10 protein-coding genes are annotated in these 13455 nt (G+C 65.2%); 2 read left to right on the top strand and 8 right to left on the bottom strand.

Annotated features, from left to right (window positions below):
• Nucleotides 1–266 precede the first annotated feature (266 nt).
• Entirely contained in the window at nucleotides 267–2600 is a 2334-nt protein-coding gene (locus ACN9MX_RS00155) for a TonB-dependent receptor (RefSeq protein WP_363830936.1), read from the top strand.
• On the opposite strand, the gene ACN9MX_RS00160 is transcribed toward ACN9MX_RS00155, so the two are convergent.
• Nucleotides 2580–3779 carry an MFS transporter gene (locus ACN9MX_RS00160; RefSeq protein WP_363830933.1) on the bottom strand — a complete coding sequence of 400 codons (1200 nt, stop codon included), beginning with the start codon at nucleotides 3777–3779 and terminating at the stop codon, nucleotides 2580–2582. The genes ACN9MX_RS00155 and ACN9MX_RS00160 overlap by 21 nt on opposite strands.
• A 125-nt stretch (nucleotides 3780–3904) precedes the next feature.
• On the opposite strand from ACN9MX_RS00160, the gene ACN9MX_RS00165 reads away from it, so the two are divergent.
• Complete coding sequence (locus ACN9MX_RS00165; RefSeq protein ID WP_363753174.1) at nucleotides 3905–5002, top strand: helix-turn-helix transcriptional regulator; 1098 nt, start codon at nucleotides 3905–3907, stop codon at nucleotides 5000–5002.
• A 19-nt stretch (nucleotides 5003–5021) separates the two neighbouring features.
• Here ACN9MX_RS00165 and ACN9MX_RS00170 read toward each other — a convergent pair whose 3' ends face one another.
• The 7 genes from ACN9MX_RS00170 to ACN9MX_RS00200 form a co-directional block, all read right to left on the bottom strand.
• On the bottom strand, nucleotides 5022–6356 hold the full coding sequence (locus tag ACN9MX_RS00170) for a cell wall hydrolase (RefSeq protein ID WP_363830930.1): 1335 nt from the start codon (nucleotides 6354–6356) through the stop codon (nucleotides 5022–5024).
• A gap of 30 nt (nucleotides 6357–6386) precedes the next feature.
• Entirely contained in the window at nucleotides 6387–7304 is a 918-nt protein-coding gene (gene cysK, locus ACN9MX_RS00175) for a cysteine synthase A (protein ID WP_363739458.1), read from the bottom strand.
• The gene (locus ACN9MX_RS00180) at nucleotides 7301–8605 is read right to left on the bottom strand and encodes an MFS transporter (protein WP_363830928.1); all 1305 of its coding nucleotides are present in this window, start codon (nucleotides 8603–8605) and stop codon (nucleotides 7301–7303) included. Before ACN9MX_RS00180 ends, cysK begins: the two co-directional genes overlap by 4 nt.
• A gap of 174 nt (nucleotides 8606–8779) precedes the next feature.
• Nucleotides 8780–9301, bottom strand: coding sequence for a hypothetical protein (locus ACN9MX_RS00185; protein ID WP_363739462.1), 522 nt, complete (start codon nucleotides 9299–9301; stop codon nucleotides 8780–8782).
• A 329-nt stretch (nucleotides 9302–9630) separates the two neighbouring features.
• On the bottom strand, nucleotides 9631–10059 hold the full coding sequence (locus tag ACN9MX_RS00190; protein ID WP_363830924.1) for a hypothetical protein: 429 nt from the start codon (nucleotides 10057–10059) through the stop codon (nucleotides 9631–9633).
• A 16-nt stretch (nucleotides 10060–10075) separates the two neighbouring features.
• Nucleotides 10076–11701 (bottom strand): helicase HerA-like domain-containing protein, encoded by a 1626-nt coding sequence (locus ACN9MX_RS00195; RefSeq protein ID WP_363830921.1) that lies wholly within the window; start codon nucleotides 11699–11701, stop codon nucleotides 10076–10078.
• Nucleotides 11702–11844: 143 nt separating this feature from the next.
• On the bottom strand, nucleotides 11845–13353 hold the full coding sequence (locus ACN9MX_RS00200) for a Do family serine endopeptidase (protein ID WP_363739468.1): 1509 nt from the start codon (nucleotides 13351–13353) through the stop codon (nucleotides 11845–11847).
• Between the last annotated feature and the right edge of the window lie 102 nt (nucleotides 13354–13455).

The following is a 13455-nucleotide window of genomic DNA, read 5'->3' on the forward strand; positions in this document are numbered from 1 at the left end:
CCACGCAAAAAAGTGCGGGCCGGGACTGTCCGATCCGCACTGTCAGCGTCTTGTGACCCGCCGTTTTCGCCCAATCCCGCCGGTTCCGTGCGCTAAAAACGAAACCAGTCCCCGGGCGATCCGGGGGACGGTCCCAACTTCACCCGAAGGCGTTGCAGGGGCCGGATTTGAACAGCCCATATAGGACCGGCACCGTCCTTTGTGAAGGGGGTAAGCGCCTGATTCCGACTGGTTGCCGCATCAGGTCGTTGCTGTAGAGAGATCGGGTGATTCCCGCCCGCTTTCAACCCCTTCCATTCCTGGCGCGCCTGTTCGTGCATATGTGCTGCCCGTTCGCGCTGGCCATGGCGGCACCTGTCATGGCGCAGGAGGAAGAAGCCGGGCGGCATGTGGCTGACTCAAGGACGGTCCTGGTCACCGCACGCCGCGTGGCCGAGGCGGAGCAAAGCGTTCCGATCAGCCTCGTTCGCCTTGATGCGGTCGAACTGGAACGGCGCGGCATTGCCCGGCTGGCGGATCTGAGCGGCGTCGTGCCTCAGCTCAGCACGCCGACATTGGGCGCGTTCGGTGCGCAGGAGCCGATCATGCGCGGCGTCTTCTCTCCCATCGGGGCCGCGACGGTCGGCCTCTATGTGGATGATGTCCCGGTCCAGATCCGGTCGCTGGAGGTGGCGGGCAATCCCGACCTGCGCCGCTTCGACCTCGATCGGGTGGAGGTGATGCGTGGTCCGCAGGGCACGCTGTTCGGGGCCGATTCCATGGGCGGCACGATCCGCGCCCTGACCCGGCAACCCCGGCTGGAGGGTTGGGAACTGCGCGCCAGCGGCGAACTTGCGTCCGTCGCCGGAGGGGGGCTGAACCGGGAGGCGCAGGCGGCGCTGGGCGGCGCCCTGTTGCCTGGCCGGATCGGCGCGCGCGTCAGCGCTTATTATCGCCGCGATGCGGGTGTCGTCGATCGGTTCGATCCCGCGTCGGGCGCGCTGATCGAGAAGAATGTCGATCATGACGCGGCGATGGCCCTGCGTTTTGCCGCCAAGATGGCTCTTGGCGAGCGGCTGGAGCTGACGCCGTCATTATTCTACCAGCGGACGGCAAGAGGCGACCTGCCCTTTTACGAAAGCGGCCTTGGCCCCTTCCGTCAGTCCGCCAGCCTGCGTCAGCCGGGTCGCGACCGCTTCCTGTTGCCCAGCCTGACAGCGCGGCTGGAACTGGACGGCGCCACGCTCACCAGCGTCACCGCATGGCTGGATCGCCGCAACCGCCAGATCGTCGACTATTCCGGATATTTCGGGGAGATCGTCCTGGGCGGCATGATACCCGGCATCCGCACGCCGGGCGGCAGCTATAGCCGGACGACCGTCGACCAGTCCGTTTTCACGCAGGAGCTGCGCATGGCTTCGGCTGACCCGCAGGCGCCCCTTCGCTGGCTCATCGGCGGTTTCTACAGCCGGTCGCGGATCGTCATGGAACAGCGTGTCGTGGAACCGGGGATCGTCGATCTGGCGCAATCGCAGCTCGGCCTGTCGGTCGAGGAGATTTTCGGCCTGCCGCTTCTTCCCGGCGGACAGAGCTATCATAGCCGCCAGCAGATCGGTGAGCGTACGCTGGCGGCTTTCGCGCAGGCGAACTGGACATTCGCGCCCGGCTGGGAGGCGACGGGCGGCCTGCGTCTGTCGCATGATCCATTGCGCTTTCGCCTGATGTCGGAAGGGCCTTTTGCCGGCGGCCGCAACGTCACCGGGCCAAGGCGTCAAAGCGACACGCCCCTCATCCCCTATGCCAGCCTGTCTTGGCGGCCGGGGAAAGACAGCCTGATCTATCTGAGCGCGGGCAAGGGCTTTCGCGCCGGAGGGACCAATGGAACGGTGCCGGCGACCAGTTGCGCCGCCGATCTTTCGGCTCTGGGCCGTGCCGCCGCGCCGGACAGCTATGGCTCGGATGCGCTCTGGAGCTATGAGCTGGGGGTGAAGGCCGGCTTGGCCGATCAGCGGCTTCGCCTGTCGCTGGCGGCCTTTCGGATCGACTGGCGACGGATACAGCAGTCCGTTACCTTGCCCCATTGCGGCTTTTCCTATGTCGATAATCTGGGCGCGGCACGGAACCGCGGCGTTGAGCTCGCCCTGCAGGCCGAGCCGTTGCGGCGGCTGGCGCTGGATTTCTCCCTTGGCTTCGTCGATGCGCGCTTCCGCCGCAATGTCGGCCTTCCCGGCGCGGCGATCGTCGCCGTGGGGGACCGCATTCCCTATGTGCCGCGCTGGTCCGCGACAATGGCGGCGGAATATGGCCTGACCCTGCCGGGGCGTCTGGAAGGATTCGTCCGGACCGAATGGCGGCATGCGGGGCGCATCCGCCGCGCGCCCTCGACCCGGTCGATCGCCTATGATCCGCGGGTCTATGCCGGCGAGGCAAGCGACCTTCTGTTCCTGCGCGTCGGGCTGGGCCGCGACGGCTGGCAATTGTCGGTTTTTGCCGACAATCTGCTCGACAGCAGGACGCCGCTCTATCGCAATGCGGATCTGGTGCCGGTGACCGGATCACCGCTGCGCGAAATGGCGCAACGGCCGCGCACCCTTGGCCTGTCAGCCAGCATCGGCCTTTGATGGGCGCACCGATGCGATCAGAGGCGCCGCCGCCAGCGCCAGCGCGGCGTAAACCGTTATGGGCAGGGCATAGCCGCCGCCCGCCGCGCGCATCTGGTCCGTCCAGAGCGGCGCGAGCGCGCCCAGCAGGCTGACGACCGCGGTGTTGAGGCCAAGCAGTCGCGGGAACGCTTCGGCTTCTGTCAATTCGGCCAGCAGCATCGATCCCGACTGGCCCGGCAGCGCGCTCCCGACCCCCCAGAGCAGGACGAACAGCCAGACGCCCGCCCCGTCCCTCATGCCGGCGCCCAGCAGTGTCGCGGTTCCCATCGCCAGCAGCAGCGCCGTTGCGAGCAGGCTCCGCCGTGCGCCAAGCCGGTCCGCCAGCATGCCACCCGTCAGCAGCGCCGGCAGGCCGAGCAGATTGGCGCTGCTATAGGCCAGCACGGCACTGGACTGGCCGAAGCCCTGTTCCATCAGCCTGTCCACCGCCGCGAACAGCACTCCGTTGATGGCAAGCTGCAACAGGGTCAGCGCCAGCAGCAGCCGGAGGAAGTTCGCGTTCAGCAGGGCGGGGCGGATCGGGTTCCTATCCGCCGGTTTGCCCTCCGCGTCCGTCCGCTGGCCCGGGACGAGCAGGACCAGCAGCGGGCAGGCCAGCAGGATCGTCCCGACGCATAGCAGCATGGCGATGCGCCAGTCCCAATGCGCCATGGCGGCACCGACGAATGGCGGCACGATCGCGCCCGCGATGACGGCGGCGCCCAGGAAGACCGCGAGGGCCAGGCCGCGCCGTCGCGCATGATGCCGGGTGATGACGGCGATGCCCGGCACGATGGTCGATGCACCGACGCCAAGGCCCGACAACGCCATGCCGGCCATCAGGGCAGGCCGCTGTTGCGCCATGGCCGCCAGCGCGAAACCGGATGCGCTGAACAGGATGCCGGTCAGCAGCAACGGCCGGATGCCCAGCCTTTCCAGGGCCCAACCGGCCGCCAGGCTGGCAAGGCTCATCGCCAGCAGGAACAGGGTGATGCCGCCGCCGACGCTTCCGAAATCGGCTGCCATGCCGGGCAGGAGCACGCCCAGCGACATCAGTGTGCAGCCTTGCACCAGCAAGGTGATGGCCGCCAATGCGAAGACCGGAAGCCAGCCGCCGTATTTTGAACGGCCGGGGAGGGGGGGCGGATTGCGCGGCACGGCGGCAGCATTATCTGATTTTTCAGCGATTTGAATGGCCGAATGTCTGATCTGTGCAATGCGGCAAAGCAGAGTTGCGTATATTCCGCGTCGAGGGGGAAATTGGTAAATTTTGGGGCAGGGCTGTGATCCGCACGGAGGATATCTACGACGCTGCGATCGATGATGCGGCGTTCGGCCGGCTGGCTTTGACGCTGGCCGATGCGCTCGGTGCCCGTTCGGGCGTCCTGCATTGGGGACGCACCCCCCAGCATATCGCCGAAATTTCCTATTCCGGCTATTTTTCCGAAGCGCAGATGGCGCTTTATGACGAAGAGTTCCAGGGCGACGACCTATGGGGTATCGCGCTGGAGCGGGCCGAGACGGTCAATCGCGTCTGGAATGTCGAGGCTCTTGTTCCGGCCCCGACCTATGAGGCCAGCCGGATCTACAATGAGTGGATCAGGGGAATGGGCGACGACACCTTCCATTGCCTGGGCGGCGTGATCCAGAAGGATGGGACGACGGGGCATATCGGCCTGCATCGCGGCCGCGCGCAACAACCCTTCAGCGAAGCGGAACTGCGTGCGGTGCAAGACAGTATCGATCATATCGGCCGCATGTTCGCGATCCGCAGCAAGCTGGACCGCGCGCGCCATTATGGCCGGTCCCTGCATGCGACGCTCGACATGGTGGGTCATGCCGTCTTTACCCTTCGTCCCAATGGCGCGCTGATCGACTGCAATCATCTGGCCGACCTGCTTCTCCGCCGGGGCGACGCGCTCAGCTTGCGCCAGCGACAGCTGAAGGCGCTTGATCCGCGCGACGATGAAGCGCTGCAGACGGCGTTCCGCGCGGCGGCGGCGCGGCAGGGCGGGCAGGCAAGCGCCATCTTCGTCCACCGCGACCAGGGCCTGCCCTATGTGCTCTCGATCGCCGCGCTGCGGGTCGGCATGGAACGGCAGATCGTCGTCATCGCCACCGATCCCACCGACCGGGACATGAGCCTCGCCAGCCGCATCCGCGCGCTCTACGGCCTCACCAAAGCGGAGGCGGATGTGGCCGAGGCGCTCTGCCGCGGGCAGGGACTGGAGGAACTGTCGCAGGAACGCGGCGTGGCGCTCAACACGGTGCGGACGCAGATCAAGAACATCTATGTGAAGCTGGACTGCAGCCGCCAGTCCGAACTGGTCGCCCGCATCGGCGCGCTGCCGCGCCTCGGGATATTCGACGAAACGGAATAGGAGAGGACCCAGTCCCGCTTCAGGGCTTGGCAGGAGGCGTGACGGCCGGCGGGGGCGGCGTGATCTTCACCACTTCAAACCGCTCCTTCCGGCGCACGCCCGCCAGTTCCGGCGCAGTGGCGGGCGGGGGTGGAGCCGCCGCCTTCGGGTTCCGCTGAAGCATGCATTCATCCTTCTTGCCGCGCGGCGTCTGAAGACAATTCCAGAGCGCGCGCTGCAATCCCGTGGCGCTGTTGTGGATATAGGCGAAGGCCATGCTTTCCATCTGGTCGCCCGACAAGGGCAGGCCGCCCGGCGCGGTTCCCATCCGCCACGCCATGATCCGGCATTCCGGGCGTCCGGCGCAGAAGGTCTGCGCCATGGCGGGCCAATTGTCGGGGGAGGTGGCACGTCCCAGCTCGACCAGGAAGCTCCTGGCCCCCGGCGCGATGGCGATCAGCCGCACGCCGGCCATTGTCCGGCCCAGCGAATCCGTCCCGATCATCTGCTGGGGCCGGGCGGCGAGATCGGCCACAGTTCCGCCAGCCAGGACGAGCGGCGACGGGCCGGCAGGCGCATCCGGATCCCCCTGATGCGCGGCTGAAAGGCGCGCAATGCGCTGCACCAGCGGTTCGCCGTCCTCGCCTGCCCGACGGAAGGCGGGGGGCGTCCCCCACCAGCCACGCCAGCGGAAGAAAAGATGCGAGCCTACCGCCGTGATCTTGTCCAGACTGCCGCTCCAATAGGGCACGACCCAATCGGTGTGGTAATGGGTGGCATAGCCGACTGGCTTGTACACCTTGCCCGCCAGTGCCGACCGCGCAATGTCCCGCGCCCTTTCCCAGGCCGCCTGCGTTGGCGATCGGGCAAGCGCGCCGTCGCAGGTGAAGGTGAACTGACACCCCGTAGCGCGTTCCTGTCCCTGGAAGACCACGCCGCAGACCGTCTTGGGAAAGGCGGGATGCCGTACGCGGTTCAGCACGACCTGCGCGACGGCACGCTCGCCCACGGCATCATCGCCAGCCTCATAGAGTTGCGCGGCGGCCAGACAGTCCGTGGCGCGGGCGAAATCGATGGGCGAGCCGGAGAAAAGGAAGGGCCGCGCCGCGGGGTTGGGAAGGCGGGAAAAGGGGATGGTGGCGTTGAACGCCCGCGCCTGATCACGGCCCAGCGCATAGATTTCCGTCGGCGCCACCAGGGGTGGCGGGCTTGGCGCGTGCGCGGGCCGCACCGCTGCGGCCGCTTCCCGCCGCGGCTTGTTCAGGGGTATGCGCGTCTCCCACATGGCGACGAAAGCCGGAAGGCCGACGAACAGCATGAGCCAGAGCAGCCACATCAGGCGATGCGGCTGGCTGGTGAGATGTGCGTCGGTCATGCCCGGTCCGGCTCTCGCCTGCTTCCGGCTTTATTCGGGCAGGAAGTCGGGCACCGACAGATAGCGTTCGCCGGTGTCATAATTGAAGCCCAGAACGCGGCTGCCCGCCGGCAGTTCCGGCAGCTTCTGGTGAATGGCGGCCAGTGTCGCGCCGGACGAAATGCCGACCAGCACGCCTTCCTCCCGCGCGGCGCGGCGGGCGAACTCCTTGGCGTCGGCGGGATCGACCTGGATCACGCCATCCAGCAACTGGGTATGGAGGTTCGCCGGGATGAAGCCCGCGCCGATGCCCTGGATCGGGTGCGGGCCGGGCTGCCCGCCGCTGATGACATGGGACAGGGTCGGCTCGACAGCATAGACCTTGAGGTGGGGCCAAAGCTGTTTCAGTACCTGCGCGACGCCCGTGATATGGCCGCCGGTGCCGACGCCCGTGATCAGCGCGTCAAGCGGCGCGTCGACGAAATCCGTGGCGATTTCCTGCGCGGTGGTGCGCACATGCACGTCGATGTTCGCCGGATTCTCGAACTGCTGGGGCATCCAGCTATTGGGCGTCTGGTCGACCAGCTCCAGCGCGCGCTCGATCGCGCCCTTCATGCCCTTCTCACGCGGCGTCAGGTCGAAGCTGGCGCCATAGGCCAGCATCAGCCGGCGGCGTTCCAGGCTCATGCTCTCTGGCATGACGAGGATCAGCTTGTACCCCTTGACCGCCGCCACCATGGCCAGTCCGACACCGGTGTTGCCGGACGTCGGCTCGATGATGGTGCCGCCCGGTTTCAGGTCGCCCGACGCCTCGGCCGCTTCGATCATGGCGAGGGCGATTCGGTCCTTGATCGATCCGCCAGGGTTGGAGCGTTCGGACTTGATCCAGACTTCGGCGTCGCCGAACAGCCGGTTGACGCGGATATGCGGCGTGTTGCCGATGGTTTCCAAGATACTGGATGCCTTCATTGCACTTTCTCCTGCGTGGGCTCGGCCGCCCTTGTTTCGGGTGGGTCGAAGGTACGGGCAAGGCGGAGTTCTGGAAAGAGCTTCGCCCAGATAAGCGTGATCATTATGGCGCCGATGCCGCCGCTGATCACCGCCGCGACCGGGCCGACCAGCGCGGCAAGAAAGCCGGACTCGGCCTCGCCCAGTTCATTGGAGGCGGAAATGGTGAGTTGCGACAGGCTGGACACGCGGCCGCGCATCTGGTCGGGCGTGTGGAGCTGGATCAGCGATTGGCGGACATAGACCGACACCATGTCAGCCGATCCCAGCAGGATCAGCGCACCGATCCCGACTTCCGGCGCAATGGCGCGCGGCAGGAAGGCGGTGGAACCGAAGATGATGGTGGCGATGCCGAACAGGATGACCGCGCCCAGCATCTTGAGCCCGACCTCCGTCTTCATCGGGCGAAAGGAAAAGAAGAGCGCGGTGACGCCCGCGCCGATGCCGGGCGAGGCGGCAAGATGGCCCAGGCCCGCCGATCCGACATGCAATATGTCGCGGGCATAGACCGGCAGCAAGGCGGTCGCGCCGGCCAGCAGCACGGCGAACAGGTCAAGCGTGATGGTCGCCAGCACCAGCCGGTTGGTGCGGACATAGGTCAGGCCGTCGATCATCTGGCGCACCGGGTGGCGGGTGGCATCGCGGGGCGGCTGGGGAACAGGACCGATCAGCAGCATGCAGAGCAGGGCGACAGCGTACAGGCCCGACGCCATCGCATAGGCGCCCCAGGGCTGCATGGCATAGGCATAGCCGCCCAGCGCCGGACCGGCGATCATCCCCGTCTGCCAGACGACGCTTGAAATGGCGATGGCGTTGGGCAGCACCTCGCGGGGCACCAGATTGGGGGCGAGCGCACTGTAGGCCGGGCCGTTGAAGGCGCGGGCAACACCGACGATCGCCGCGATGCCGAAGATCAGCGGCAGGCTGACCCAGCCCTGATAAGTCGCAAAGGCCAGGGTTCCCGACGCCAGCACCAGCAGAAACAGGGTGCAGCGGGTAATCATGCGGCGGTCGAAATGGTCGGCCACCCAGCCCGTCACGGGAGTCAGGAAGAAGAGCGGCAGGAACTGGGCCAGCCCGATCAGGCCAAGCTGCGCGGAAGCCGCGCCCGTGCTCATCGTCTCGCGCGCGACATTATAGGCTTGCCAGGCCAGCACGATCATCATGCCATATTGCGCCAGCACGGCCGTCAGCCGACCCAGCAGATAAGCCCGAAAATTGCCGAAGCGCAGGGGATGGACGGGAATGGAGGGACTTCGCATGCGCTCTCCTTAGCGCTTGCACAATGATCCCCGCAACCACAGCGACAACGGAAAGGCGCAGCAATATTTGGGGCGGTGAAGGCTTGGCTTTAGGCGGCGTGGAGGGCGTTGGGACGGGAGGTTTGGATCATTTGTGGACGTCCACCGGCGGAAGCCTCTGCCCCAAAAGCGCGTTCAAGGTTGCTGATTGGAAGGAGGTTCGGTGCTAAATTCCTCACCTCCAATGATGGATGAAAGGGGATTTGACCCTGCAGGCACTAATACCCCACCGTCCAACCGCTTTTTAAATAAGCGATGAAGCCAAGGGATGTCGGAGAATATTCTGTGTGTCACGTCAGCTTCTGATGTGGAAATAAAATAACGTATTTTGAAGGTTTTGTTCAAATAATCTATCGATTCCGGATGATCCAAATTGGTGAACTTGACTGTAGTAGGGGTGGTTTCTCCATAAAATTCAAGGGCTATTTTGCTATTCTTGAAATGTTCAATATGTTCGGCCGCATTTGAACAACCTGCATTACGCTTCATACGCGCAATGATATAGTTGGTTACAGCATCTCCGGTACATCCGTCACCATATGTCAGCCCCTCATCAGGCTCAGCCCGGTAGAGCAACGTAAATGCTTTACCTAATCGTCCCATGTCTATGACAACAGCTTCGCCATGCATCCTTGCACGATAAGGAGCGGTTGCCATCGGACCCGACATCTCTCGCAAGGAAACCCGTCTAACTGCTGATCCAGAAAACTTATGGCCATTAACGTATATTTCTGTTGTTATTCTATAGCTGAATCGAGTTTCTCCGATTGAGCATCCCGACAGGGGCAACAAAAAAGCAAAGGCGAGCATGGAATAGTGAAATGTAGATCGTATTCCCATGCCGGCTTTCGTCCACAATATTTCTAACGAAATTCTATCTTATAACCAAAAAAAGGAGAGGTTAACGAATGTTACCTTGCGGCATTATCGCAATGAAAGCTGCCGGCTCGCTCTCCACCCAAATCAGCCAGCCCGGTAAGGGTTCTTCAGCGATCCGGCTGCAGCAGGATGCCGCTCACCGAACCATTGCGGACCGAGCACACGAAGGGCACGGCGCCGCTGTCGCCAGATGGGCGGACCTCGCCTTCGACTTCCCATCCGGTCGACATGGTGCTGGCGGCGATCCGTCCCAGGATCCTGGCGCCTGGCCCGGCTTCCTCCCGCGCCTTGGCGGCGCAGGCATTGCGTGCTGCCGTCGCTGTCCGGATCGGTCCGTAGCCGGGCGAAACATAGGGTTGGCGCCTTGCGTCGCGCTCGGCCTGGCGGTCGCGGGCGATATCGCTGGCGATCGCGGCGTCCGCAGCGCGGTGGAGGTCGCGATAATCCTGCGCGCGCACGGGCAAGGTCAGTGCCAGGCCCAGTGCGCTCATGGCCACGGCACTCGCGCGCATGGTGAAGATGATCGTCTCTCGCATGATGTTTCTCCCCCGCTTATTTGAACAGGCTGCCCAGGATGCCGCGCACCAGTTGCCCCGCAATTCCGCCCGACCTGCGGCTCGACCCGCCAAAGACCGCGCGGCCCAGTTCATTGGCGACCTGACGCCCGACCGATGAGGCGGCCGAGCGGGTGGCGGACTGGATCGCCTTGTCGAAGGATGATGGCCTGGCGGCTTCGCGCGCGGCGGCGGCGTCCTGCCGGGCCTGTTCCTTGAGTTCAGCCTCGCGCTGTTTGGCCTCGACCTTGGCCTGCGCGGCGGCGGCCCTGTCGGCTTCGGCCTGGGCCTTGGCGGCCTGTGCCGCGGCGACAGCGGCCTGACCTTTCGCGGCAAGGATCTCCTCTGCGGATTCGCGGTTGACCGACATGTCATATTTGCCGGCGCAGGGGGATATGGATTGGATGATCGCCCGTTCCTTCGCATCGAGCGGGCCAAGGCGCGAGCGGGGCGGCGCAATCAATGTGCGCTGGACGATGCCGGGCGATCCGTCCTCCTGCAGCAGCGACACCAGTGCCTCCCCTACCTTGAGTTCGGTGATCGCGGTTTCGACGTTCAGGTCCGGATTGACGCGGAAGGTATCCGCCGCTGCCTTGATCGCCTTCTGGTCGCGGGGGGTGAAGGCGCGCAGGGCGTGCTGCACCCGGTTGCCGAGCTGGCCCGCGACATCCTCCGGAATGTCGATCGGGTTCTGCGTCACGAAATAGACGCCCACGCCCTTGGAGCGGATCAGGCGCACGACCTGCTCGATCTTGTCGGTCAGCGCCTTGGGCGCATCGTCGAAGAGGAGATGGGCCTCGTCGAAGAAGAAGACGAGCACCGGCTTGTCCGGATCGCCCACTTCGGGCAGCGTCTCGAACAGTTCGGAAAGCAGCCAGAGCAGAAAGGTGGCGTAGAGCTTGGGGCTCTGCATCAGCTTGTCGGCGGCCAGGATGTTCACATAGCCGCGCCCTTTCTCGTCGACCTTCAGCATGTCGTGAATGTCGAGCGCCGGCTCGCCGAAGAAATGATCGCCGCCCTGCGCATCAAGCTGAAGCAATTGCCGCTGGATCGCGCCGACGCTGGCCTTGGTCACATTGCCGTAGCGGGCGGAGAGGCTGTCGGCATTTTCGGCGCAATAGGTCAGCATCGCCTGCAGGTCGCCCAGGTCGAGCAGCAGCAGCCCTTCCTCATCGGCATATTTGAAGGCGATGGAAAGCACGCCCTCCTGTGTCTCGTTGAGGTCCATCAGGCGGGAAAGCAGCAGCGGTCCCATTTCGCTGACGGTGGTGCGGATGGGATGTCCCTGTTCGCCATACAGATCCCAGAAGATGGCGGGGTTGTCGGCATAGCTGTAATTGTCGATGCCGATTTCCCGGGCGCGGGCGACCAGCTTATCGGCATTTTTCGCGGTGGGGGAACCGGCCATGGAAATGCCCGCCAGGTCGCCCTTCACATCGGCGAGGAAAACAGGGACGCCCTGCGCGGAGAAGCCCTCGGCAATGCCCTGGAGCGTCACGGTCTTGCCCGTGCCGGTCGCGCCGGCGATCAGCCCGTGGCGGTTGGCCCGGCGCAGGTTCAGCGTCTGGGGGATGCCGCCGTCCTTGTCCGGCGCGCCAAGGCCGATGAAGATGCCGTCGCTCATTTCGCGTCATTCTCCCAAAAGGTGACGGGTCGCGCCCACCGGAGTCTGCCGTCCCTTTGTAGAGGCGAGGCAGCCCTTCCGGCAAGCGCGACCCGTAACGATCGGCTGGTTTTCAGTTCTTTGCCCGACGGGCGGTGCGCGCCTTATTTGTCGCGCAGCCGCACCGGCAGGAACACGGCCGGCTGGCCGCGCCGCAGCACCTGAAGCAGGATCGCGCTGCGGCCTTGCGCCGACACCGCCTTCACCTGCGCGTCGAGTTCCGCCTGGGTGGCGACGGGGCGGTTGTTCGCGGTGATGATGACATCGCCGCGCCGCAGCCCCTTGGCGCCCGCATCGGTCGAACCGTCGACGGCGGTGATCACGATTCCCCGCGTATCGGCCGCGATGCCGAGCTGGCGGATGATGGTCGAGGTCAGCGGAATGGCCGAAATGCCGAGCGACTGCTGGCTGGCCTGCCCGTTGCTGGACGGGTTGTCCGGCTGCTGGCTGAAATCATCGTCCTGGCTCTGGGCGAAGGCGTTGAGTTCGTCTTCCGACGGGCGTTCGCCCACGACCGCCGTCACCGACTGGCGCTGGCCGTTACGCAGCAGCACGATGGGGACGCGCGCGCCGATCGGCTGGGAAGCCACGATGGAGGACAGGTTCTGGTCCGGCGTCACTTCCTGGCCCGCGACGCTGACGATCACGTCGCCCGCCTTGATCCCGGCCTTGTCGGCGCCCTTGCCCGGCTCCACGCCCTGGACGAACTCACCGCGATTCTTGGCGAGACCCAGGGAATCGGCCAGATCCTCGCCCAGAGGGCTGATCTGGATACCCAGATAGCCGCGCTTGACGGCCTGGCCCTTGCGCAGGGTGTCCACAATGGGTGCCGCCTGTTCCGAAGGAATGGCGAAGCCGATGCCGACATTGCCGCCGGAGGGCGAGAGGATCTGGCTGTTGATGCCGATCACATTGCCGCGCATGTCGAACATCGGGCCGCCGCTATTGCCCTGGTTGATCGACGCGTCGGTCTGGATGAACTTGTCGTAGGTGCCCCCGGTGCCGCGATGCACGGCGGAGATGATGCCGGCCGTCACCGTGCCCGACAGGGCGAAGGGATTGCCGATGGCGATCACCCAGTCACCGACGCGCGCCTTGGTGCTGTCGCCGAACTTGACGAAGGGCAGGGCCTTCTTCGGCTCGATCTTGAGCACGGCGATGTCGGTCGCGGGGTCGCGGCCCACCAGCTTGGCGGGATATTCCTCGCTGTTGGTCAGCGTGACGGTGATGGAATCGACGCTCGCGCCTTCCGCTCCGGCCGACACCACATGGTTGTTGGTGACGATATAGCCGTCAGCCGAAATGATGAAGCCCGACCCCAGCGATTGCGCCTGTCGGGTCTGGGGCTTTCCGCCCGGAGCGCCGAACAGGTCGCCAAAGGGCGTGCCGGCAAAGGGGTTCTGCACCTGGACGCGCTGCTTGGTGGAAATGTTGACCACCGCCGGTTGCAGCTTTTCGACCATGTCGGCCAGGCTCGCCGGGGCGCCGGCCGGCGCAGCGGCTTGCATGCCCTCATTCTGGGCGATCTGCGCGCCGACATTCGGGCTGGAGGTAACGGCTATGGCGGTGCCGCCGAGCAGCAGGGCGCCGGTAATGGCATAAGCGTAACGCACTCGTGACGGTCCTCTCATGAACTTGGCGAAGGAAAGGCGGGACTCTGCGATGAGCGGGATGCGCCGCCTAGCCTTAACCCTCATTGAATGACGCTGGTTCCG

The sequence above is a fragment of the Sphingobium sp. R-21 genome (genome assembly GCF_049913335.1).
In the GTDB taxonomy this organism is placed as follows: domain Bacteria; phylum Pseudomonadota; class Alphaproteobacteria; order Sphingomonadales; family Sphingomonadaceae; genus Sphingobium.